Source organism: Arenibacter algicola, from assembly GCF_018860365.1.
Classification (GTDB): Bacteria; Bacteroidota; Bacteroidia; order Flavobacteriales; family Flavobacteriaceae; genus Arenibacter; species Arenibacter algicola_B.
Window position 1 is genome coordinate 322,517 of record NZ_JAHKPO010000001.1, and the last position, 26,050, is coordinate 348,566.

Below are 26,050 nucleotides of genomic sequence, written 5' to 3' on the forward strand. Positions count from 1 at the left end.
CTTGATTAATAAAACTTACAAAGTCGTTACAAACATTAACTAATAACAATTAAATTATGAAATCAAATTTTAGAAAAATTATCAATCTAGCTGCAATACTTATATTCTTAGCTGCAATAGGGATAAATATAAAGGTAACACTTGATGACCCTTTTGAAATGGTAAATGAAAAGGCTTTAGCTCAAGAGACCACCGTAATTATTCCTTCATGCTCCTCAATGTGTTCATCTTTTGACGAAGTTATCTGTCATTATTATATTGAAGCCGCAAATGGAGACAGGATGCTTATAAGTTGTCCAGATTATTCCCCAAAAACTGCAGGAGGTACAGCTTAAAAAATAATACATGATTTATATAGGGGCGTTTAAAAATGCCTCTATTTAAATCATTAAAATTTAGATACGATATGAAAACAATATTTATTTATTTTATAGCAATACTCTTTTTTAGTTGCAATAAAACCAGTAACGTAGTTCGTGAAAATGCAGAAATAAAATTTAGTGACGACGATTTTAAATTAAGTAGAAAAATCTATGGGGAATTTGTTCAAAAAGTTAATGACTCACTTTTGAACCCGGGAACTCCATACATAATTGGAGATTATTTAATACTCAGAAAAAAAAAGTCTGAAAAGCTATTTAGTGTTATACGTATTACAGATGAAGAGTACTTAGGAGACTACATGAATACAGGCAGAGGGCCTGGAGAAGGATTATATGCTTGGAGATATTTCACATCTGAAGAAGGTAATTTAGGAGTGTACGATGTTAAGTTGAAAAAAATTGTAGAGTTTAATTTGGATTCCTTATTGATGAAAAATGAATTCTTGAAAGAATATCAATTACCTTCATATGTGCTTTCTAGTGATGGGGTTTTCAAGAGTCGAAATAAGATTTATTTCAATAATATTTATGGAAATACTAGCCATTTTCTATACTCAGCTGACTTAGACGGGAATAATTTGAAAGGGTATGGGAAATTGCCAATGTTGGATAACCGCTTCTTGAATTTAAAATTGAATTTAGTGGATGTTTTTAACGTTAACATGGATAATTACAACCAGATAGCTGCATTTTCATATTCTAAGATTCCTTTGTTGAAGGTATTTAACCTGGAGAATAAAAAATTAATTGACATAGCTGGTCCTGCGAATTACATCCCTAATGCCAAAGACTTAAGTTTTAGGTCAAAGCAATTTTATAAAACTATTCAAGTAACTGAAAAATATATTTATGCATTATATAGTGGCCAAGATTGGATTGCTGACAGTCCGCTAACACAAAATGCCTACACTCTTTATTGTTTTTCTCATCAAGGGCAACTTATTGAAAAATTACAGATTGACAAAGGAATTTATACTTTTAGTGTTTATAAAGACTCCATAATATATGGTCTTGGCAAAGATATAGAGGGGACAAGTAAACTAATAAAATTTGAATTTTGAACAAAAGTAGAATTTTACCAATTGTAATAATCATTAATTTGTTATTTGCTGGATGTGTCAAATACTCAAAACAAAATAAAGATTCGCCCTTAACAAAAATTAATGAAAAATGGATGGATGAACAACTAGTTTTACCTTTATCCCTCGAGAGATTGAAAGATAGTTTACCAATCAAAAATGTTAAACCCTATACTATTATTGCTTTTTATAACGGCAATTGCAGTGCCTGTTATCTTGAATTACACAAATGGAAAAAAGTAATTCCACAACTCTCGAAAGTGAATCAAGTAGAATTTAAATTTATACTGACTGGGCCTAGCAAACCTTTTCTTCAATATAATTTGGAAGAAATAGACTTTTCAATTGATTTCGTTTTTTATGACAAAAATGATGAATTTATCAATCATTATAATTATATGAACTCCGCGGGCTATTTATTTTCATCCTTGCTTGTAAATCGTGACAATGATATATTATCAATTGGCAACCCAACCATTTCAAATGATGATTTGATACGTTTTATTAAATTAATGGAATAATAGACACTAAAATTAATAATTCAATTTGGCTAATTCACCTAATATTTTGCAAATACTTTTATATATATCTTTAAGCATTTGCTTTTTACTACTACTTCTATTAGCCATTTACTTTTTACTGAATAATATATATTGGTTAACGGTAATATGCCTCTTTACATTAATTTTCCCAATATTAATTCATCCCAAATTACGATTTATTTGCAATACTGAAATGCGTCAAAATGTTTGGTTATATTCTATTTCTATGTTGTTTATTGTTTTATTATTGGCCATTGGCACAAGGCTTTTTTTAGTGGAAATTTATAACATCCCTAGTAATTCAATGAAAGAGAGCCTAGTTAATGGAGATATAATCTTATTAAGCAAATTACATTATGGTCCAAAATTACCCGATTCCCCTTTTAAAATTCCATGGGTGAATTTTTTTGTCTATATGAATGATGATGCTCGAAAGGCAATAGATTCAACTTGGTGGCCTTATAATAGATTGAAGGGACTTACGCAAGTAAAAAAAAATGACGTAGTTATCTTCAATCATCCTGAGGATAGCAAATATTCCTACGTAAAACGATGTATAGGCCTACCTGGAGAAAATATTAAAATCAAAAAAGGCGAAATATACGTTAACAACTCAAAATATAATGATTTTGTTGAAATCAGATATTCTTATAAAGTATGGCACAAAAACACTACCAATTCAACAACACCTTTAAAAGCAATAAAGCTGATTGAAAATACAATCAATAACAATAAGCAGGATACTTTGTTATTAACACATCAACAATATAAATTACTTAAAAAATCTGACTTAATAGATTCAATAAAATTATTAGATTATCCAATTAAGATTAGCAATAATTTTTCCAAAAATAAAGATTCAATTATAATGTCAACGAATTTTTGGGGCCCTTTCCAAGTACCTCAAAAGGGAAAATCCATAAAACTTACTACTGAAAATTATATTTTATACGAAAAAATATTAAATGTATTTGAAGGTAAATATTTACAAAAAAAGGATAACAGATTTTATATTGATGGTGTAAATTCTGATAACTATAGGTATAAACAAAACTATTATTTCATGATGGGCGACAATCGCCATAATTCAGTGGATTCACGATATTGGGGTTTTGTTCCCGAACAAAATATTATCGGAAAAGCAATTTTTGTGCTATTTTCTAGTAAGAAAGGTCGAATTAATTGGAATCGGTTTATGAAAATCATAGAATGATTCCAAGTAGCTTAAGTTTAAAAACAATTAATCCAATACTAATATATGTTTGAGAGTTTACCAAAAATTAGAACAAGATTACCCTTGGCTTATGAAAAAATTTACGATGAACATTATCAGAATAACAGAGAAGGTAATGGCAAAACAACATCTATTTCAAAAAAAATGGAAAGTTGGATGCATAAAATTGTGGCCAAAGACGTAGTATTAGGATGTATTGATGGAATCAAAACATTGGAAATAGGGGCTGGAAACTTGAATCATTTAAAATACGAACCAAATGGAAATAGCTATGATGTTGTGGAACCTTATTCAGAATTGCTAAACTCCTCATGTAAAAAAAACAAGATAGGTACTACATACACTGATATTAGCCAAATTAGTAATAAAAAATATGATCGAATTATATCCATAGCCTGCTTTGAGCATGTCTTAAATCTTCCTCTTTTAGTTGCCCATTCTTGTAAATTATTAAATACAAATGGTCAATTGAGAGTCGCCATTCCTAATGAAGGTACCTTTTTGTGGAAATTAGGAACCATGGTTACAGGATTCGAATTTAAAAGGAAATATGGTTTAGATTATGAAATCCTAATGAAACATGAACATGTAAATACTGCGGATGAAATAGATGCAATTTTGAATTTCTTCTTTAAAGATGTAAAATGTAAAGTTTTCGGCATAAACAAAAAAATTGCCTTTTATAGATTTTACATATGTAAAACCCCAAATACTAAAAATGTTAAGTACTATTTTTCAACAAAAACAAATAGTACTTCCAACTCTAATTAATTTTTTGCAATTTAACTTAAAAAACATTAAACATGGACTTATAGTTAAGGATACACATAAAAGGCACTATTCGTTTAATACCATATCTGCTCACCGTTCCTATACTCAAAGATCCTTTCTTGACGGCCCTCATCTAAGCACTTTAAGTATAATAAGGCATTTTTGGGGACATTTTTGTACTTCAATTCATAACCTTCCGCTTTTTGTTTGCCCAAGGAAACAAAAACACCCTTGTCTACATAAAATAACTCATAGTTGAGCCCCTTTAATACATGATTAAGATTATTTGGAGGGGCGAATCTGATTTTTGAAACATTTTGTTTAATCCCCAGATCTATTCCTTTCCAAGTCGATGGATTATTTTTTGTGGACGAACTGTTCATTATAAAACTGCCCTTTAACTGTGTTTCCTTTTTTCCTGAACCGTCATCACCAAATAAATCTATCTCTTTTATAGTAATAGAATTTTTGGAAAAAATCCGAAAATATCTATATTCTTTATCAAGATTTAGTGGAATCTCATATGGCCTTAGCTCAGGATCAAAATCTATTTTTAACAGAGTTACGGCGTCTTTAAAGTCTTCTCTATTGGCTGCCTGTACCAATGCCCCCTTAATAAGTTTGGCATCTTTTTCCAAGCCATTTTTGGCCCAGTACTTACGTGTTATTGTAATTTCATGTGTATTTTCATCAGGAATAAATTTTGTCATTTCTCCATTATGATCCAAATGAAAAGGATTACCAAACGGGATGACAGTACCATTTTTATATAGTACAGTTTGGTATACTATATCTGTTCCCATTTTCTTAAAGATCAAGGGTCCATCTTCAATTCTCCCCCACTGCACGGGAACCCATTGTTTGTTGACCCCAAGTACAGAGAGGTAAGCATAATATGTGTTTTCGGGTATTTTACCAGCAATATCGACGGAAACATCTACTGCGTTGAAATATTCGTCTGAAACATCCTTTTGCTTCACATTTTTGAACAACAATGGTATATTTTCCATTTTAACTCTTTTATCGGAAAGCGGACCTGTTAAATGTGTTGAAAAAGTGTGTCTATAAATTTTTGGTAATCTCACGTTGCCTGACCAATCATCATCAAAACGATTACTATTGATGGTATCGTTGTAAAACCAGCTATGGTCCTTTTCCCAATAGGATTCAAAATAAAGTGTCTTTCCCCCATATAAAAGAGCATTCCATTGATGGTCATCTTCCCTGTGACCCCAGGCAGGAACAAAATCAGCTACCATTGGTACTCCTTCTGTATTAACTATATATGTGTTAAACCAGCTTTTTACAGTACACTTGCCACTTTTCATCTTCATAAAGTCCTTAAACTTTAAAATGGGCAAACCTTCTGTCAACTCATAATTGAACACATACTCCTTATATTGTCCAAATAAGGAATCGCAGGCTTTGGTAAATGGAATTGGATATGAGTTCTCTAAATGATACTTGTTCTCCCTTTTAAAGAACCCCCGCCAATCCTCAATAGCCTTTCCCTGAATAAGTCTATACGGTAAAACATACTCACAAAAATGTTCGAAAGGAACACTATCATGTGCATATGGGTTCCTTTGCCATGAGTCAAAAGCTTCATCAATATTCTTAATAAGAAATTCACCGGTAACAAACTTAATATCTTCCAGTACAGGTCTGGAATAAACACTGGCCGAAGGTGAATACCTTGTCTTAAGGTTATCCCATAATTTATTTAACCTATCGGAATCAATAACTCCATTTTGTTCCAATTGTGATTCTGCTATATTAGGGATATCCCTAAATTTCTTAAGATAAGTAGTATCATAGGAATAGTTATAGGGAAGATTGGAAATAAGGAATTCCGCCGCCGCCATTTTCAGAGAGTCACCCTTTTTTTCATAATGCTCAAGAACCTGGATCAGTTCAACTTTGTTTCCTTCCGCCATATCCAGTGCTTGCCTTATTTCAGGACTATATTTATGACATGAAAAAACACAAAGAACAATGATTGGTAACACAATTTTTTTCATAATGTTATGTATTTCTTTTTGTTATAAACAATGGCAGATAAATCATTATCCCCAATAAGGAAAACAATAATCCTCCAATAGAACCGGCCGCGAACGAAAACCAAAAGACTTCGTTTTGACCGCCCCAAATAAATGGTATTAAGCCTGCAATAGTAGAAACAATAGTCAATATTACCGGAATTATCTTATAGTGAAATGCTTTAAAATAAAGGGAGCGGAGATCCCTTCCCGGATATTGCTTTTTTAAATTGTTCAGGTCGTTGACGATATATAGGGCCGAATTGACACTGATTCCGCTTAAAAGAATAAACGAGGCATATCCTCCTTGATCAAAGTTCAGGTCGAACAAGTAAAAGGTCAAGAAAACCCCGATGAACGAAATAGGAATCATACATATAATTCCCAACGGTTGCCTTAGGGATTCCAACAATATGGAACATATAAAAAAAATAATAGCCACGATCACAAAAATGTAGTAATACTGTTTTTCATCACTTTTGTCCCACCAGCCGTTATAATTTTGTTCTGACACCCTGTAACCTATGGGCAATATATTGGAAAGTTCTTCAATACAGCTTTTTTGGAATTTCTGGGCCAAAGGTCGTGGCCCGATAAAATCATAGGCCACTACCAAACGGTATTCCTGGTTTAATTTTTGTATGGAATTCCCGGATTTCTTTTTTTCTATCGTGGCCAGTTCCTTTAGTTTATATTGACCATCATTGATAGCAAAGGGACTGTTCTTCAAATCCCAAATATTGAATTTTTCATGCCTATCAGATATCAGTTTTACCTGCTGCCATTCATTATCGTTTACAATTGGCCGGAGCCTCCCAGAATGCAATTGGTTCTTCAACCTTCCATACAGTTGGGACGGCGAGATACCTGCCAATGCCAGACGTTCAGGGTCGAAATCGAGATAGTACTCGTACAGGGCCTCGTTACCCCAACCACCACTATTGATTTCTACATCCTTGACCCTCCCATTAGATCGTTCCTCCAACTGCTTTTGCAATATTTCGGCAAAACCGAACAGATCATCATAATTATAGCCTTCCAAGACAACCCTATCACTTTTATAGCCGGTTCCGAGGGCATTAGAGAACCCCCGTCCAACACCACTAACGGTCCAATCGAGCCCTCCCAAACTTATTGCCCTCGTCTCCAACAAACTTTTTAAGGTGTAAGGAAAAGAGCCGAACTCGAACTCCTCTTTAAAATAGATGGAAACTATGGAATTCTTGTAATCCATGATCCGCGTCTCAAAAAGTTCCACCTCGTCAAACGAGGCTATATAGTGCTCCATTTTCCCTATTACTTCGTTCAACTGTTCTATGGTACCACCGTCGGGCATAGATCCCGTAACCCTGAGGGTCGTACGCTCAGGTTCTGCATAATACGAGTTCTCGAACACATTTTCAGTAAAGAGACGTAAGCTGCCCCCGATTAACTTTTCTATTGTAGGCCGCACTTCATCGGAAAACCATTCATTTCCCAAGGTAGTATTGTACAGACCTTCCCAAAAACCCTCTCCTTCCATTTTTTTTGGGGCCAAATGCAGGGGCAGTCCAAAGCCCAGTACGAAAGCGGTTATAAGTCCCCATTTGGGCAACGGCCTTTTAATGAATGTTATGATCCGGGTATAGTTTTTGGTGAAACGAACGATCCTTCGTTTCCGCTTACGGGAAAAGCGTTTTCTTTTTTTTGTCAGATCATATTTTTCCATGAGGGCAGGAACAAAATAAAGGGACACCAATAGAGAGACTCCTATATTGATCGCGATGACCAACGCAAAGTCCCACAGGTTCAACCTTTGGCCCTCTTCCAGAAGGAATATGACCAAGACCGCACCTATGGTGGTGAGGGTAGCTGCCAGTATTGCCAAAAAAGCCTTTTTATCCCCCTTGTTCCTTAAATGGTCGATCATAATGATACTGTTGTCTATGATGATCCCAAAGGAAATGGTAATGCCCGCAAAGGAATATAATTGCAATTGTACATTTAGGATATAATAAAATATAATCGCCACCAAAAGGTTGACAATTATGCTCAAGAACAGTATGGAAAGATATTTTAAGTTCCTATATACCACGATAGTGAGTACCAATAGGATCAACAATGAAAATAATGTCCTAAGCTTTATCTTTTGCAATTCATCTACGAGGTAGGCCGTGGTATCCTGGGTCAATTTCATCTGATAGCCATTGGAAATTTCCTTTGCCAGACCTTTAACAACATTTTTTACGGTTTGCGCCAGTTCAATTGTATTTACCTCTTTTTCCGGATAGATTACCATATTAATAGTATTCAACCCATTGACCCGATAATAGGCTTCAATTGGGCCCTCCACAAAACGGATCTTGGCAATATCTCCTAAATGGACGAGTCGATCAACTATCTTTTTTATGGGTATACTTTCCCAATTGAATCCTTCCTGAGATCTAAAATTGAGCTGCATGGAAATCTCCCGTACGCTCCAATTGTCCTTAGATATCATTTCCCCTTTTCCTAATTCGTTTTTTTGCAAATAGGTATTAATGGCGTCAGATATCTCGTCAATGGTCAATTGTAGTTCAAAAAGTTTATCCGCATCATAGGTGATGGCCCATTCATAAGGAGCGGCACCATAAACTTTGACCTGGCTTACCCCTTTAATGCGGGATAGTTGGGGAAGAATATGGTTGTCCGCATATTTCTTAATATAATAAGGGCTCTCGTTGGAATTGATACTGTAGGATAGAATGGGCGATATGCCCTCCGAGGCCGCACTAATGGATAGTTGCGGATAACTTACCCCTATTGGAAGTTTGGGGTAACTTTGCCGGATAAGGTTGGCCACCTCAAAACGCACGGCATCCATATCCGTATTCTTTTTGAACGAGATACTTATATTGCCATTTCCCTTGCTAGAAGTGGAACTGATCTCCTTGACCCCGTCAACGGCATTGAACAACCCTTCCAATTTAGAGGTAACCTCTTGCTCTATGACCTTGGCCGAGGCATCATACCAAGAAAAATCGACACTTAAGTAGGGTGATGTACGGGAAGAGGTCAACTGTACGTTTAATACAGGAATCAACCAAGCACCAATCAGGGCCAGTAATATAAAGACCATGATAATGCTAAAGGATGATAATCGCTCTTTCATCTGTTTGTTTTTATTGTCCGCCCGGTACGGACGGGTTTTTCATGCCGATAGCTACCGGAAGCCATATATAACCCCTGCCTACCGCTGGCACGTTTGATTATTAAAATAATCATTGCCCTGTGAGTTTAAAGATTAATTTAATCATGTCCTTTTATCTGTTCATTTCTTAATTATTTTTATAGGTCAGACCTAACTGTATATAGGTAGAATTCACATAAAAAAACATATCGGTCAGTATCAACTTCTTGATATGGCTCATTTCATGAAATTATATTTTTACAGGTCGATACGCTTAAATAAACGTTGCCAATCAAATCCACCTCCATAATTGGAAAATAACACGCACTGTACCTTGGCTATGATATTCTCTTTGGGAATAAAACCTATGTACCTTGAATCCATGGACCCTTTACGATTATCTCCCATCACAAAGTAATAATCTTGCTTAAAAGTATATTGATCGATATTTTTACCGTTAACATAATAAACCCCATCTGTTTCTTCACATACTACTTTTTCATGTTCATGCAACACCTTCTTGTACACCCCAAAAGTAAACGGGTTCAAACATACGGTCATGCCTTTTTTGGGTACTACCAACGGCCCCAAATTATCCAAAGTCCATTGGGTATCCCAGGGCATGGCAAAAAGCCCTTTATTTTGGGAGAAGGTATCTAATTCTTTTTTAACTAACTGTACTCCTGCCAGACCTTCAACCGTCTCACGTTGTTTATACGAAAGATTGCCATTTAACCAAAATGACGTAGTGCCGTTCCTGAATATGCCCGTATTCAAATCCAAAGAATCCAATTGCCTATAAAACCTGCGCTTATTTTTAATTTTTATTAGATAGTTGTTTTTTATAGTTTCAGGAGGCCTAAACTTTTTATTGTCTGTAAATATCTCCCCATTTACAATGGCCAAGGAATCTCCGGCAACTGCGACACAGCGTTTTACCACAAAAATGGTCTTAGAAAATTGGTACACCAATATATCGCCCTGTTCTATTTCCTTACTTCCTTCAAATCTTTTGTATGGCCACCAGTCCTGTTCCATTTTGGCCCTTGCCCTACTATTTAAATAAAACAAAAGGTTGACCCATGAAATCTCAAACGGACTCCGGGGCAATTTGGGACCGTAAATCAATTTGTTGACCAAAATCACATCACCGGGAAATAGGGTATCTTCCATGGAACCACTGGGAATTCTGTAAATATCGAACACAAACAGTTTTATTCCAATACTCAATGCAAAAATGGACAGAACAATAAGCACTCTATTTATCCATTTCTGAAGGACACTGTATTTTATTTGTTGAACAAGATGCGAACCTGTCCTATATATAATGGCAAGGAACAAAATAGCGAAGGACAACCACAACAGCCCATAAAATACAGGAATCAATACGGCTACAGTTATAAAACCAATTCTCCAATACTTTTTTGTCCATTCTACTAAATATTCCTTTTTCATTTCCCTAATCCTCCAATAGTTTTTCAAAATCATGGCCTAAGGAGGCCTCGTCCATAAAATTGTACAAGGTCAACCGCTGTACCCCAAAGTAATATTCCCAATAGCTTTGCAGGCTCTGGATATATCCCTCCGATGCCGTTTGCCAAGCTTTTCTGGCACTCAACAAACGTAAAAGATCTATCTTGCCCGACAAGAACCGTTTTTCGGTTATATCATAGGATTCCCGGGAAATGTCCCTGGTCTTCAACGCTACCGTGACCAGTTCTTCCTGCAGGTTAAAATTATTTACCGTTTGCAAGATTTGCCTATCGATGTCGTTTTCGGCCTGTTTGATCTCTATGTCCGCCACCTCTTTGTTCATCCGAGCTGTCTTAATATTACCTTTACGCTCTCCCCAATCCAATAATGGCATGCTAAATTGTATAGCCACCATTTGTTGGTCCAGAAAATTACTGTAGGCAGCCGCAAAATCATTGGCCTGTTGGTTGAGCCCATAGCTCGCATTTATGGAAAGATCGAACCTGTTCCCCCTTACGGCCCTGTCCAGATCACGTTCAGCATGTATCTTTTTGATGTCGATATCTAATAATTCCGGATTGTTCTGCCTGGCCAGCTCTTTGGCTTTTTCTAATTTTATCTTCAAATTGGGTATCATTTCGGGAAGTTCGGGGGTAAAACCGGATAGATTCTCTACATCCAAGAACAGTTTCAAATCGGAGACCACTTCCTGTAATTGTTGTTCGGCCTCTGCCAGACCTGTATCCGCAGTAAAGGTCTCCAGTTCCAGGTTCAACAGATCGTCCCTTTCTATAGACCCCAATGGGTACCTCTTCTTTCCGATCTCATAAAGCCTTATGGCGTTTTTTTTATTTTCCGTAGCTATTGTTACTTTGGTACTGGCCAATGCCCATTGAAAAAATAAAGAGATTGCCTTCAAATTTAGGTTCTGTTCCTGATATAAATAATCCCTTTTGGCCTTCTCATATTTCAGATCCGCTGTCTTATTGCCCCATTTCAGTTCGTTGAATGCCATAAGGGGCTGGCTAAGCCCAATCCTGATAGGGGTGGTATTGAAGTTTTCTATGGTGTTATCCCCATAATTGACCAACCTGTTAAAACTCGAATTCACATATACCGTCGCACCTGTAGCCATAATGTTCTGGCTAAGGGAAAGCTGTGAATAGGTATCCAGGTTTTGTTGTTGGCGATATACGTCGATATTATTTTCCGGGTCGTATCTCTTTATAAAGGATCTGTTATAGGTAAAGGGCTGTAGGTCCAAATCCACTTTAGGGAGCAAACGGGCCTTAAAGGAGCGATATTCCCAGAATCCTGCCCCATACTGTCTTTTAGCCTTGAACGCGTCCAAAGAATTTTTGTTTGCCAACTTTAAAGTTTCGGGTAGGGTCAATGGTTTTTTTTCCTGCCCGTGGGCGAGCAACGTAAAGGCAACATAACTTAATACTAAAAAGGGCAATCTTAGGGATATTGATATTTTCTTAAACAGCATAGGATTTCTTTTTGGCCAAGTAATAGTAACAAAGGGGTATAAAATATAGGCTAACCACAGTACCGACCAGCATTCCCCCGATAAGTGCCACGGCAAGGGGTGCCTGAAGCTCCCCTCCCAGGCCGCTCGTGAACAAAATGGGGATCAACGCCAAAATGGTGGTAAGGCTGGTCATCAATATGGGCTTTAGCCGTCTTTGCCCCGCTACCAACAACGCCTTCATAAGGCTATGGCCCTGTCTTTGCAATTGGATGATGGTATCTATTTTTAAAATGGAATCGTTGATCACGATCCCGCTCATGACCACAATTCCTATCATGGACATCAGATTGATGCTCATGCCAAAAAACAACAGGAACAAGAAGGCACCGGCCATCGAAAGGGGGATCTCCAATAGAATGATCAAGGGCAGGGTCAACGACTCGAACTGTGAGGCCAGTATAAAATAGAGAAGTAACAGGGTAATGCCCAATACGATGGCAAGCTCTTTGACCAATGCCCGGTCCTTGGCAAGACTTCCCGTAAAAAGCACATTGTATTGGGGGTCTTTATCGACTACAGATCTTATCTTGGCCATGGTCGATTCTTCATGGTCCCCATCTATGGTAAGGTCAATGGAATAATATTCCCCTTCCTTTCCTGCCGTAATGGTCTTTAGATCTTGGCCGTTGGCCACCCTTACAAATTGGTCCAAGTTATAATAGGTACTGTCATTGGCCTTGAGCATGGTTTCATTGAGCACCTCCCCTATGGTCTTTTCCCCGCCTCCCAGGATAACGGGGACAAAATCCTGGTTATCGATGATCGACAGCACTTCCTTTTCGTTGAACGCGCTTTTCAGGGCATTGCCCAAAAGGTCCGCTGAAACGCCATATAAGATCATTTTCTCCCTATCGGCCAACAATGTTGTATGATCCTGCCAGGCCATGGGAGGGAATTCCATATCGGATAATTGCTCCTGTAGTGCTTTCCGTAGGTTTATGAGCCGTTGGTTCTGTCCGGCACCTATCGATTCTACATTCCGTAACCTGGCAGTCAAGGGGGCGCTACCATCTGAAAAGATAAGGCTGAAAATATTGTCCACTTCCCCATAACTTACAACGGCATTGGGGTACTTTTCCATAACAGATCGATGTAGGGAATTCTTGATACGTACAAGGTCCTTCGGGGATTCCGCCCTGATATAAAGCGTGGCTTCCGATGGCTTGGCATCCGAGTCCTTATCCAACAAAAACTGTTGGCGGCCAACTTGGGCGGTGTAATCCTTAACGGTATCCCGTATTGGCCGGATCAACTCCAAGATCCGCCGCTTGTTCTCCCCTACATTAATGGGCTCGTTCCAATCCAACCTCAAAAGTGTTTCGGTACTGGTCAGTTCGGGCATTTGGCTTTTGGGGAGCATAAAGAAAAGCAATAGTGCCATAGCGGTCAATAGTACGAATATCCCGAAGGCCATAGGCTGCTTTCTCATGATAGATCGAAAGCCTTTTTCATATAGGGAGGCATAGTCCAAGGTATTCCATTTTTGGATAAGACGGGTTATTCTACCCGTATTCGTGCCCTTTACATAAAACTGCCTATATAAAACGGGCAACAGGGCAATGGAGACCAATAGGGACACAAAAAGCCCTATGGTGATGGCCATGGCCTGATCATAGAACAGTGCTCCTGTAATACCGCTTAAAAAGATGAGCGGAACGAACACGGCACAAGTGGTCAGCACCGAGCTCAACAGGGGCCTGAACACTTCATTGGTCCCTATTGCGCAAGCCTTTGAAAGGGAATGTCCATTTTCCCTGTACTGGGCGATATTGTCGATGACGATGATGGAATTGTCGATCATAAGCCCCGTACCTAAAACCAGGCCCGAAAGCGAGATTATATTGATGGAGATTTGGAACAGGTGGAAAAAAAGCAGACAGACCACCATGGAGACGGGGACACTGATACCGATCAGGATCGGGGACCTTACATCTTTCAAAAACAGGAACATGACCACGAAGGCCAACAGAACCCCCCATAATAGACTTTGTGCAAGGTTGTTGATGGCAAAATCCAACAACTTGGTCTGGTCCCTGTTTATCGAAAAATCCATATCCGTATATTCCATACCCATATTTCCGATAACTTCTTCAAGGGCATCCCTGAGATCGGACATACGCGCGTCGCTCTGCTTGATAATGGCCATGGCAACGGCCTCTTTCCCATTGGATACGACCAGTCCTTGGCGCTTTTGCGGTTGCTCGGATACCTCTGCCAGGTCTTTAAGCTGGTACAGTTTGCCATTTTTATTGATATGGATGTTCTCAAGATCCTTTATATTCTCCAAAGTATTTCCAAGACGTAGGTTGTATTGGTATTGATTGTCCTTTACCAGAATGCTCCCGATTTCCAGATCTTCCTTTTTTATCGTGCTTTCCAGCTCTTCCAAACTTAGGCCCAAAGCAATTAATTTGCGATTATCGGGAATGACCACGATTTCCGGATATACCAGACCGCTCACGTCCACCATAGCGACTTCCGGAATCTGTTCGATCCGCTTTCGCACCACCTGGCTTACAAATCGGTTAAAATCCACGAACTCTTGGGACACCTCTCCATCGGCCTTGGTGCCGTGTACATCTTTTAAGGTAATGTTTAGGTAAAAAACGGGAATATCCGTGGCACTGGCCTTTATTACCCTGGGACGTTCCAGATCCCGGGGCAGGGTGGCCATGGCCCGGTCCACTTTTTCGTTTACCTCTATGAAGGAGTAGTCAATTTTGGTGCCATGGACAAAGTTTAACCGTACAATGGACAGTCCATTGGAGGTTTCACTCTTTATATCCTCCAAATGGTTGAGTTGCATCAAATTAGCTCGGAGCGGTTTAACGATGGCATCCTCCAATTCCCTCGCGGATATGTTCTCCGCACTTACCTGTATGGTAATCTCGGGAATATCAATATCTGGCATCAAAGAAACCGGGATATATGTAGAGGCCAAAATACCCAGTACAACGATTCCCAAAGTGGTCATGAGAACAGCAATGGGCCTATGGATCAGGAATTTTACCATTTACGACCCAAATTAAAATCCTTGTAATCAATCTTCCGCTTCAAAATTGTCATGCACTTCAGCTAGTTTTTTATGACCACTTCGGTATCGTGGGCCAAATTAAGATTGCCGGAAATAATAATGGTATCGCCCTCGACCAAGGTGGCCGAACTTTTTTCGGGGTCAGGTACGATTGAGTAATCGGTACTGTTCTCATTGGTCGTATTTACGTAGGTCCAAAATGTCCTCCCCTTTTGGTACTTGAACAGTACCTCTTGGTTTTGTCGTAAAATTACGGCACTTTTGGGCACTACCAATTGATCCGGGACCTCTTTTTGGATACGCACCTTTACGTTCATCCCCTCTATAAGTTCACCATCGTTCTTTAATTTGGCTTTTACCAGAACGGTACCGTTCTTTTCCACCAAAGGGTTGATACTGCTTATCCTGCCTTCATACTTTTTATTCGAACTGAATGCCAATACTTCCACAACTTCGTTCACTTTGATTTTGTTGATTTCCGATTCTATCAAATAGAACTCCACCTCAAAAACAGAGTCGTTTATGAGGGTCATAAACTCTGTACCAGAATTTATCTGTTCATGGACTTTAAATTGTATGCCTGCCACATTACCGTCAAAGGGAGCAAAAAGCGTTGCTGAATTCAGTTCGAAACGCGCATCCTTCAATTGGTGCTCCGCCTCTTGGTACCCGGAACGTATGGCCGCCATTTCATAGATATTGTCGGGAATATCTCCCCTAAGGTCTAAATCATATCCCCTTCCCACCAACATGTCGCGGAACTCTAGTTCCCCTTTTTTCAGTGCCATTTCCGATTTATCCAATTGTTGTTGATATGTGAATTTTTGTAAAGAGGCCAAAATTTGGCCTTTACGTACATAATCCCCATTCTTTACGTATAGTTTTTCCAAAGCACCCCCCACTTCAAATTTAAGTACGTTTTTTTGAAGGGCTACTAGTTTGCCGTTGGCTAAAAGCTCTTCCTTGAAGGGTTGATTCTTTAGCACCTGTACACCGACCTCGTTTTTTTGAGGTGTATAAAGTACTTTTCCGATTGCAGCAGCTTCTTCTATTTTGTTTTCTTTACAACCTGGAAAACAAATAAAAAAAATAAAGTACAAATTCAAATATGCAATTCTATATTTAGAATAATTGATTAACCTGATTAAATAAATTGCTTTTTTTAATCTCATTTTACTTTGATTTTATAGGATACAAATTAAAAATATAAAATTAATGTATTTAAAATGATTAGATCAATTAGGTTCTTATTTCATAAGGATTCAATAATAATTAATCAAAAAATAGTTATAATTGTTATATCAAAAATTCCCTGAAATGCTATTGTATTTTATTCTTTCTTCAGAATAATTGTTTTATTTTCTGGATAAATATTGGGGACATACTCATTTGAAACCATCGTTCTATTCTTTTCTTCACCTAATAAAACATTTCCAGACTTAACTGTGTAGACAAAATTGTCATCAAATTCCAATTTAGCGGAGTTTATGACTTCGTTATTTTCATTAATTAAAATAGTTTGTTTATAAACTTTTTGTTCTCATCTTGAAAATAAGGGCATCCAAAATTAATGTCTATACTATCGAAAGCCTAAAAAGTCATTCATATTCCAGAGGTTTTTTATTTTATCAAGAACGTTATTCTCTTTATATATCAATCATTTTTCACATTCATTGAACCTCAATTTTTCAACTTACTGATACTATTTTAGCAAAGCAACAAACAATATAGGGTTGTCATTCATTTCACAATCAAGACTTTTTAATTCTTCTACATCCAAATAAGCTGGACTGACAACACAAACAATTTGATCATCGTTAATATAATTGGGGCGAAAGGCCAGGGTATTTTTAAAGTAGTCATTATGAATGCCAAATCGAACTCTTCCATTATCCAACTTATAATCTTCTTGAGTGTATTTAATATGACCTATAACTTTCTCGTTAGCCTTATTAAAAACTGTAAAAAAAGTCGATTCATTAAAATAATATGTTAAAAAAAAATAATTTTCACTTTCATACATGTCCGAAAGATGAATTTTATTTTTTGCTTCATTATTTTGTAAAATATTTACCCCCTCAGCAGTTGACATTTTGTTATCCCCTAGATTTAATACAATATGAGGTTTTAAAATTGTATCATAGACTTGATAAATTGTGTCAACAAAAGGCTCTTTGTAAAATACTTTATTATCAAATCCGTAAGGGTTACCAACCTGAAAAATGTGCTGTTCCAAGTTAGAATATTTATCTGGGTTTTTTGACTTAAAAGAACTTATTCTCGTAAATGATGAATCATAGATATTAAGCATTTCTCTATCTTCCTCATTGTAATTTTGTATGATAGGAACTATAAAATTGTCTTCTTTATTTTTATATAATCCTGCTGGACGAAACCCCGTTTCTATAGTCTTAATATAACTACCTTCAAAATTGTAAATCAAAATTCCGGCAATATCAACTATATGAATCCAATTTCGAGAGTTATCAACGAAGACTTTTAAAATTGTTGTATACTCCCCTGGCCCTTTCCCAGAAGCATCTATTTGATTTTTATATTTCCCCTTACCATCAAAAATTATAATTTTTTCTTCAGACTTATATATAATTATTTCCTTGTCTAGATAAACAAGGCTAGAAAATAATCCGATTAAGCTTTCTCTCTTTGTTTCCAAAAAGATTGTATCTAAATTGGAGGTTATATCTGACAAATTACACTCAACTAGTTTGTTGTAAGGGTTAATCTTAAGAGATTTAATTTTATTCTTCGCACTTTCATCCGAATTACAACCAATAAGTCCACTTAAAACTATTAAATATATTATTACTCTATAGTTGATCAAACACATTAACGCCTGGCTTTTGATAGTCGATTTCATTCACTTCCAATTTGTTACAGTCATATTTAACCAAAATAGGATAAATATTATCGTATGGTAATATTTTGTTCTCCAAGTCTAAATGCACATTTCTCGATTTCTTTATATCAAAACCGACTTTATGACTAAGGGTTTTTAACGAGTGAATCTTCGTTAAAACAAATAAAATTTTCTCGTTTGTTTGGTTTTCCTTGAAAAAAAGTTCTGCTTCCGTGATACATCCCTTACAACCAGAACCCGGCAAAATTATGACGTAATCATAACATTGTGACAATTCTGAAACTATTCTATTTAATTCTTTACCGATATATTCTCTATCAGTCCTATCTGAATCACATGACAACAATAAAAAGAGGCAAAGTAGATTTATTAAAATCGAGATAATGAATTGGTTGTTTTTCATTCCTTTATAATTTCTTGCAATTTGTAAACATCAAAACTGAGGTAATCTTCATTTTCTAAAGAATTCTTCTTTTGAATTAATACTCCATCAGGTGAGACAGAAATTGTATGTAAATTTTCCAAGTAAAAATCAAATGAATTTTTAAAGACCTTTTCACCTACTATATTGAATTGATTATCAAGGATTATGATTGATAAATCTCTAGAATTCTCTGTTCCTTCTAGAAATTCTCCTGGTAATAATGTTAATCTATAATAAACTTTATTAAACTCATCAAACAAAATGCCCAAATAATAACCATTCTCAGTACAATATTCAAAAACTTCCTCCGCTCTTCTGCTTTCTTTTCTATAATCAGGAATAGCCTGTATATATTTACTTCCCGCACAATGTTCATTATCATTAATAAAATCTTTTGTAGAAAAAATTGTATGCGAAGCGGGAAAACTTACCACGAATAAATCGTCAATTGAATTATATGTATATGATAGACCCGTTCTGTAATGAGCTCCACCAAAAAAATATTTGTTATATAATTCTGGAAATTTATACATATATGATTTCTGCGTTAACGATTGATTAATTTTAGCAAATGGTTTTGTTAAACTATCAGCCTTCAAATTTGACATTTGAGCGCCGCCAAGAATAATTTCATTATTTGAAAATAATATTGGCAGAAAAGTATTGGGTTCTGCGAAAAAACCATTTGTCTGGGTGTTGGGGTTAACTCTCAATTCCTTTAAGATTTTTCCGTTTCCATCTTGAAGAGTCAAATTATTCGACCAATATTCATATGATACTACTTGATCCCAATTAATTATTTCATAACCAGAAATTTCATTACTACCGTATAACTTTATGGTCTTATATGGCTCCCTGTTAAAATAATCATATATGTGAATTGAATTAGTATAAGTATTTAAAAATGATAGAAAAAGAGAATCGTTTATTTTTAAAAATTTCAAATATTTAGTAGAAGGAGCTGTAACAGAGTCGAGAATAAACTTTACTTGCTTATCTTTTATTAGACTATATTTTTCAATCTGATTATCACACTTATTTTGATTTATTTGTTGATTTTCGGAACATGATGTCAGAAAAAGCAACAGCAAGATTAATCCATTAAAAAGTTTCATGTTAAAGTGTTTCAAGGTTGATTGAACTGTATGAGTCAACAAGGAAAAGAGACTAACGGCATAATCAGTTAGCCTCTTTAAATCCCAATTTATGAGCCACAAACCTTATTTGAATCGCTACTGTCATAAACGCAGGTACTACCACCTCCAACTTCAAGCCTACATACCCCTACACTGCCTGAAGGGCATTCGGCATCAGCGGTATTAATGGCAATAAGATCCGCTAACTGTAAATTAGAATCGACACCAGAGATATTCGTATTAAAAGCCAATGTGGCGGCAATAACCGCAAATCCAAAAATTCCAATTACTTTTTTCATTTTAAAGTATTTTTAAGATTAACAAATTTTCAAATATTTTTATTACAAAAGTCCTAAGGGAGGCACCACCTTTGTTAAATACCATGCCCTCTCATTCCGAATGATTGGACATCGCTAAAAAACTTCCCCTTTGTTTGTCTATACTTACATAGGCACAAGTTTTATCTATTTAATATTTATTTCACTTGATGCCTTATACTACGAACCCTGAGGTATTTCCAATATTTTGTTCATTTCCAATCTTATCCTCAAATAGCGAAGTAAGAAATCATTACTTCCTTGGTATACACTTCCTCATATTGGCAATATCATTTTCTTATTGTCCCGATTCTTGATATAATTTGACCAACAAATAACTGTAATAGTTAGACCTATTATCGTATGTAGTCTACGCTTCCTCATATTTTTTTAAATACTTTAAGGGAGCAGTCTAGCACAGTTTATAAAATGCTATCCCAATTTGAAAATCAGAGGCATTGTTACCCCAGGAATCGAAATCCGCTTGACAATACTCCCTAAACTAACATAACATGAATAACAAGAACACTTACCTACCCTCGACAATTTATTATTCATAATCGAGAAAAATGACTTAAGACAGTGTCACCAATAATGGACAGATGCGCTTAACAAAACACAGTAGCCAATTAAAATCAAAACGAAACTAATCTAGTCATTTGTGAATCACATTCCTACAAACATAATAAAAATTCCCAATACCGGGATATTTTAATTTACAATTACCCATATTAATTATGATTAATGTATGGTCAATTCATATTATTAGATGTCAACAATCCAAATAGCGGCTGTATTTATGGGTCACACTCGCCACCATTAGGAGAATAATAGCAGGTGTACGTGCCTGATGTCGACATATAGCACCTTCCCAAAGTACCTGCTCTACATTCGGCATTTGCACTACTCATATTTAACAACGAATCTAAGTTCAACGTATTCGAACCAATATTAATTGTTGAGTAAGACAATAACAAAGCTGCCAGAGCAGCGACTCCAAAAACTATAATTACTTTTTTCATCATATTACATTTAAAATATTACAGAAGAACTAGGCTTCTAATTATTAATACATTTACTTGCTAAGGTTCTTTTGGGGAGGCAACACCTTTACCATATGCCATGCCCTTTCATGATCATTAGACGGGCAATGTTAAAAAAATCCCCCTTTGTATCTTTATATCTTCATAGGCATAATTTTAAGATTGGACATTTATTTCACAGATATTTCATGTTTGAGCTCTAGAGGCTTTTCCAATATCCTTTCCATTTCTGACTTTATTTCCCTAATGGCCTTAGAAGGAATCTTCACTTCCTTAGCAAAGATTTCTTTAGCTTTAGCTCTGGCCTTTTCAATTTGTCCGGATTCATAATACAATCTGGCCAATAAATATGGTGGATAAAACCTATGCGGTATCATATTAGCAGCATGTCGGTAAGAGGTCTCTGCTTTGCTATAATTTCCCATCGCTTTATAAGCATCGCCCAATGCCGTTTCTATAATAGTCGTGTTCAAGTGGTTTTTTGCCCGTTCCAAAATCTTAACAGCTCTTTCATAATCTCCGGCCATGACCAGTGCTTTACCATAATTCATCAAAAAATCCCCGTCGTTCTTCAGTTGTGGCCAGGCCTTCTTAAATTCCTCACAGCTATCTTTGTACACTCCATAACCATATAACTCCATTGCCTTATTCCAATCTCCAAAAGCCGTCCCTACTGTTTTAATATAAAGGGAAACATACCATATAATTACCATGGCCGTTACCACCGTTACCATTTTTAGAACCAAATCTTTTTTTGCTTTGTGGCGTCTTTTTAATTTACTGAAAAAATTGTACTTTTTAACATCAACTTTTACCAACAAGGCCAAAGTTGTTACCCAAATTATCTTGATGGGCAGTATTTGTGCTGGGTACGAGAACATACCAAAGACCAGAACAGTCAATAAAATACTGAGACCAATAACTTTTAATTCATTCTTTTCGGGGCGGACCAGGACTTTAAGCAGCAAAAACACCACAATCGTAGCCAAGACCAACCCCAACAATCCATTCTCGATCAAAAATTGCAGGAGTTCGTTGAACGCATAATAAGTATTGTCAGCGGCCATTGATGCGGGGGAGTTCGAATCAGTTACAAAATATTCGGCCTGAGCGTCCATATAATGCGCCTTGAAACGGTCAAAGCCTACGCCGAAGACAGGGTTTTCCTTAACAATATTTTTCGAAATTTTCCATATCACTAAACGACCGTCCGCAGAACCCTTTTTGAATATGTACAATCCGAAAAGAGTAACCATTAAAATCACAAAAAAACTCATTGCAACAGTAACTTTCCGGGTTCTGCCCAATGAACAAAGCTTTTTCCATACACTATACCGATATCCCAATAGTATTAAACTCCCCATCAATACGGCCAACCATGCGGACCTTGAGCGAGTTGCAGGGAGAACAATAGCGATAGCCATCAAACCAATTATAGGGATATACTCAAAAAGTATTCGGACAATCCTATTTTTTGGATCCATCCTATGATTGTCCAAGGACAATATCATGGCCAAAATACTGCCCCTAAAAAGGTACATTCCCAATGCAACAGGCCAAACCGTTGCCAAAAAACCAGAATAAGGTCCAGGATTGAAAAAACTTCCACTGATGTTGAACCCTGAATGGTTTGAAGAATAATACCCTAATAGTTGTAGGCTTCCATAGATGGCCTGGAGGGTACCGGAAACCACAATGCCCAATAATAACCATAAGAAGATTTTTATGGACAAAGTTCTTAAAACAATATATAGAACCCCTAGGCCCAGCAATTCCATATACCGTATGGAAAAACCAAGATTAGGCTGAATAACATATCTATTTAAAGTGATATAGCTTACAAAGAGCAAAAGAGCGATATCCAATTTGGAAATCCGAACCGATATTGATTTGGATATAATAATCTTCGTAACAAGTCCACCCAAAATTAGCAGGCAAGCATAAGCAAAAAAGATAAATTTACTTGTGACGGTTGATTGTACATAATCTGGAATGTTTATCTGGGGCAATATGACCAATAACAGACAAATTACGGCCAGCAAAAAATAATATGGAGTTTTTATTAACGACATTCACTTGAATTAAATGCAAAAAATTAACTAGTACACACATTATTCCATTATGAGCTCTATATAATCATAACAATAGTATTCCTACAAACATAATAAAATATTCCCAATATTGGGAATATTTTATTGATTATTACAGGCACCTACAGATTCCTTAATCGAGTACATAAGAGTTCTCAGGAATGCCCTTGTTTTATAATGATGATAATAACTTTTAAATCCAATACCTTATCCACATAGGTTCACATTTTATCACAAAGTTGGGACTTCCTGGCACTTTCAGTATTCATAGCGGGCTTACTGATTTGTTGTTACACAAATGAACAATAGAGCAGAGGTATTACTGGCTAGTCTTTTTCGGATCCAGGGCCGGCCCGTTCGTTTTTGACCCAAAGAGCGTTGATGACATAAATTTTGAAGAATATCCAATTAATCTCTATGGCCATGATGTGTACTTCTATTTTCTTTAAGCGGAGATTTGGCTCAACTTCCGACCCCCCTAGTTCTTGCTTACAAAAAATTCAAAATCGTGGTGTCCCAATAGCCCTTCTCCACCCACACCTTCAATAATTCCAATGAATTGGGTATTGAGGTCAGAACAGAAAAAAGTGACCGTAGCCTCCCCCTTTTCGTCGGTTACAATGGATGGGGCCCAAAGCAAGGTGTTGCGATAGTCTGGAAGAGGATCTTTAATCGTTTCCTTGTCATAAACAGGACTATAGAACTCTTTCTTTCCATAGAATCCCTGAACCTTGGTAAGATTGTTTTTCCTCAATAGTTCTTCTTCGGTAAATATAGGGTACTCGTATTTCTGAGTTATCCTCCCCCTAATTGTATATTCAGTTTTATTCGAATTCCATTGAAATCCAACATAGGACTGATATACCTTACCCTCGACCGGTTTTTGATTGTCGGGATCCCTAACATGTATTTCACAATTTAAAATACCGCTTATACAAACATAATCCGTATTGATGTCCAACTTGGCCAAACTATCCAATTGTCCCAGATATTTATCCCTAAATACACTCTTCTTCCGAGCACTTACCTTTACCTCTTCCAAGGTTATAGTACCCTGTTCCTGCCAAGGAGTTGTTAGAGAATCAAATTGAGGGATACTATCTTTATTTTCAAATATCGGATATGGCTTTACTTTACCAGTCAGGGCAATTTTAATTTTATCAAAAGTATTGCCCAGATCAACCCTATATTCATCGTTATCTATAGGGAAGTGTTTTAGGAACAATCTTCTTCCCATGGTGAAGGAAGATTCATCTAATTTGAATGTTCCATTATCATCCAATTCAAGTATTTGGCTGGTATTGTTGTCAGGGTTGAATAACACCATGGTACGTTGGGGGCGATGATCTTTTCCTATTTTTAGTTGGCGAAGTGTACCTGTTTCGACTGGAAGTACTACATTTTTTGCCTCAGCCCGTTTTTGAATGGATTCATCGTCCCAAGTATATTTTCGCCATCCTTGGGTCAACATCAATAAATCCAATGCATCAGAACGATCCTTGTTGGATTTGTCAAAATAATAATCAGGATTATGGATATTGCCTTTTAACTGGGTTGACAAATAATAATGAGTCAGAATGTTCTTTTTTCCCAGCCTCTCATAAATTTTATCAAATACACTAAGAGACAACTGAGCCGGCACTGAATTATTGTCACTGTCCGTGGTCTTTATCTTCAACTTTACCATTTTTCTGGTGGCATATAACTTCTCCAGCCCAGTGACAATAATATTCATTCCTTTGTCTAAATTGACATAAACAAGTCTTTCTACGAGAGGCCTCAGTTCATTGTCAAACAAAGTTGCCTCAACTATACCCTGTGGAATCTGTTTTAAGGGAATTTTAATTAGTAGGCTGTCCTTGAGCATCCCTGATGCGATAAATTGGACCATTCCCCTTGTCTGTATCCGTAAATAAATTTTTTGCTCGAGAGATATAGGCGTTTTGGCAACATTAAAAACCAATTCATTCTCAGTTTGTGCTTCAAGATAAAACCGAATACCTTGCTTTTTAGGATTTGGTAAAATGTAAACGGTATCAGGCTGATTTTCTAATCCAATCGTATACTTTTGATTCACCTGCGGCACGAAACTTAATTTTCCCATTCCATCGTGAATACTTTCAAATGGTAAAAGCGTTTTACCACTTTCATAAAGTGTTCCTTTTATTTTGACAGGATAACCATTCGGTGAAACAGCCTTAAAAGCAATTGTGTTCCTCAATCCCTCAATTAATTGGCCACCTTCAGGAAAGACATTGAACTGAGTGCGTATGTTTGATTGATTATCATTTTTTGGAAAGGCCTTTCCAGTAGCATCTCCAATATGGGAAATAATATGAATTTTACGCCGATCATAAAAAGGCTGGCCATTGTCATAAATGGAATGTGCCGAATAAGCAGACAGCCAATATTCTCCCTTTGGCCATGAATTCTCAATATAAACGTGTCCGCTCGTGGTCCCATTTTCTATTTTATATTTTTCCTGAAAAACAATACTATCATTGGACGCTTTGGTTAATGTAATATAAAGAGTTTTATCCAAGGTGCTAATTTGATGTGCCTGACTATCAAGTACCCAAGACTTGAACCAAAAATCCTCATCATGCTCATATATATCTTTATTAGTCTGTAGGTAAATTGAATTGGTTTTGGCCATAGAAGCCAGTTTATTTATGGAAAGAGCCAATTTGCTCATCAAAGAATCCTCCTGCTGACCATACGTTTGTTGTTCAGCAAAAATTAATGCACCTAACATTAATAACAGTCTATAATAAATCATAAATTATCCATATTCTCGAAAACATCAATCATATTACCTAAAAATTTTATATAAAATCAGCTTTCTAAACTGACAGAATACTTCAATTTTTGTTGGATACTGAAACTAAATCTCATTTTTAATATATTTTTTTTTAATTTTTATTA

Annotated in this window: 17 protein-coding genes; 5 read left to right on the forward strand and 12 right to left on the reverse strand. The window is 36.5% G+C overall.

All coding sequences use genetic code 11. The features are described 5' to 3' along the window. Positions 1 to 56 precede the first annotated feature (56 nt). From KO529_RS01425 to KO529_RS01445, 5 genes are all read left to right on the forward strand, one after another. Positions 57 to 335 (forward strand): hypothetical protein, encoded by a 279-nt coding sequence (locus KO529_RS01425; RefSeq protein WP_215946141.1) that lies wholly within the window; start codon positions 57 to 59, stop codon positions 333 to 335. Positions 336 to 406: 71 nt separating this feature from the next. Beyond that, complete coding sequence (locus KO529_RS01430; RefSeq protein WP_215946142.1) at positions 407 to 1,444, forward strand: BF3164 family lipoprotein; 1,038 nt, start codon at positions 407 to 409, stop codon at positions 1,442 to 1,444. Continuing rightward, positions 1,441 to 1,983 (forward strand): hypothetical protein, encoded by a 543-nt coding sequence (locus KO529_RS01435; protein ID WP_215946143.1) that lies wholly within the window; start codon positions 1,441 to 1,443, stop codon positions 1,981 to 1,983. The genes KO529_RS01430 and KO529_RS01435 overlap by 4 nt, the downstream gene beginning before the upstream one ends. 247 nt (positions 1,984 to 2,230) lie before the next feature. Beyond that, positions 2,231 to 3,217 carry a signal peptidase I gene (gene lepB / locus KO529_RS01440; protein ID WP_215946144.1) on the forward strand — a complete coding sequence of 329 codons (987 nt, stop codon included), beginning with the start codon at positions 2,231 to 2,233 and terminating at the stop codon, positions 3,215 to 3,217. 45 nt (positions 3,218 to 3,262) lie between these two features. Next, positions 3,263 to 4,009 (forward strand): methyltransferase domain-containing protein, encoded by a 747-nt coding sequence (locus tag KO529_RS01445; RefSeq protein WP_215946145.1) that lies wholly within the window; start codon positions 3,263 to 3,265, stop codon positions 4,007 to 4,009. A gap of 74 nt (positions 4,010 to 4,083) precedes the next feature. On the opposite strand, the gene KO529_RS01450 is transcribed toward KO529_RS01445, so the two are convergent. From KO529_RS01450 to KO529_RS01505, 12 genes are all read right to left on the reverse strand, one after another. After that, positions 4,084 to 6,030: a hypothetical protein gene (locus KO529_RS01450; protein WP_215946146.1), complete on the reverse strand. Its 1,947-nt coding sequence runs from the start codon at positions 6,028 to 6,030 to the stop codon at positions 4,084 to 4,086. Between the two features lie 4 nt (positions 6,031 to 6,034). Next, positions 6,035 to 9,178 (reverse strand): efflux RND transporter permease subunit, encoded by a 3,144-nt coding sequence (locus KO529_RS01455; RefSeq protein ID WP_215946147.1) that lies wholly within the window; start codon positions 9,176 to 9,178, stop codon positions 6,035 to 6,037. Positions 9,179 to 9,454: 276 nt separating this feature from the next. Beyond that, complete coding sequence (gene lepB, locus KO529_RS01460; protein ID WP_215946148.1) at positions 9,455 to 10,678, reverse strand: signal peptidase I; 1,224 nt, start codon at positions 10,676 to 10,678, stop codon at positions 9,455 to 9,457. Further along, positions 10,656 to 12,161 (reverse strand): TolC family protein, encoded by a 1,506-nt coding sequence (locus KO529_RS01465; protein ID WP_215946149.1) that lies wholly within the window; start codon positions 12,159 to 12,161, stop codon positions 10,656 to 10,658. Before KO529_RS01465 ends, lepB (KO529_RS01460) begins: the two co-directional genes overlap by 23 nt. After that, positions 12,151 to 15,216 carry an efflux RND transporter permease subunit gene (locus KO529_RS01470; protein ID WP_215946150.1) on the reverse strand — a complete coding sequence of 1,022 codons (3,066 nt, stop codon included), beginning with the start codon at positions 15,214 to 15,216 and terminating at the stop codon, positions 12,151 to 12,153. Before KO529_RS01470 ends, KO529_RS01465 begins: the two co-directional genes overlap by 11 nt. Positions 15,217 to 15,278: 62 nt before the next feature. Beyond that, on the reverse strand, positions 15,279 to 16,409 hold the full coding sequence (locus KO529_RS01475) for an efflux RND transporter periplasmic adaptor subunit (RefSeq protein ID WP_215946151.1): 1,131 nt from the start codon (positions 16,407 to 16,409) through the stop codon (positions 15,279 to 15,281). A gap of 530 nt (positions 16,410 to 16,939) precedes the next feature. Further along, a complete protein-coding gene (locus KO529_RS01480; RefSeq protein WP_215946152.1) occupies positions 16,940 to 18,115 on the reverse strand; it encodes a 6-bladed beta-propeller in 1,176 nt (391 codons plus the stop codon). Beyond that, positions 18,066 to 18,518, reverse strand: coding sequence for a hypothetical protein (locus KO529_RS01485; protein ID WP_215946153.1), 453 nt, complete (start codon positions 18,516 to 18,518; stop codon positions 18,066 to 18,068). Before KO529_RS01485 ends, KO529_RS01480 begins: the two co-directional genes overlap by 50 nt. Beyond that, on the reverse strand, positions 18,515 to 19,654 hold the full coding sequence (locus KO529_RS01490) for a DUF4221 family protein (RefSeq protein ID WP_215946154.1): 1,140 nt from the start codon (positions 19,652 to 19,654) through the stop codon (positions 18,515 to 18,517). The genes KO529_RS01485 and KO529_RS01490 overlap by 4 nt, the downstream gene beginning before the upstream one ends. Positions 19,655 to 19,743: 89 nt before the next feature. Then, positions 19,744 to 19,974, reverse strand: coding sequence for a hypothetical protein (locus tag KO529_RS01495; RefSeq protein ID WP_215946155.1), 231 nt, complete (start codon positions 19,972 to 19,974; stop codon positions 19,744 to 19,746). Positions 19,975 to 21,205: 1,231 nt separating this feature from the next. Next, complete coding sequence (locus KO529_RS01500) at positions 21,206 to 23,107, reverse strand: O-antigen ligase family protein (protein WP_215946156.1); 1,902 nt, start codon at positions 23,105 to 23,107, stop codon at positions 21,206 to 21,208. A gap of 496 nt (positions 23,108 to 23,603) precedes the next feature. Further along, complete coding sequence (locus KO529_RS01505) at positions 23,604 to 25,880, reverse strand: hypothetical protein (protein WP_215946157.1); 2,277 nt, start codon at positions 25,878 to 25,880, stop codon at positions 23,604 to 23,606. Positions 25,881 to 26,050: the final 170 nt, after the last annotated feature.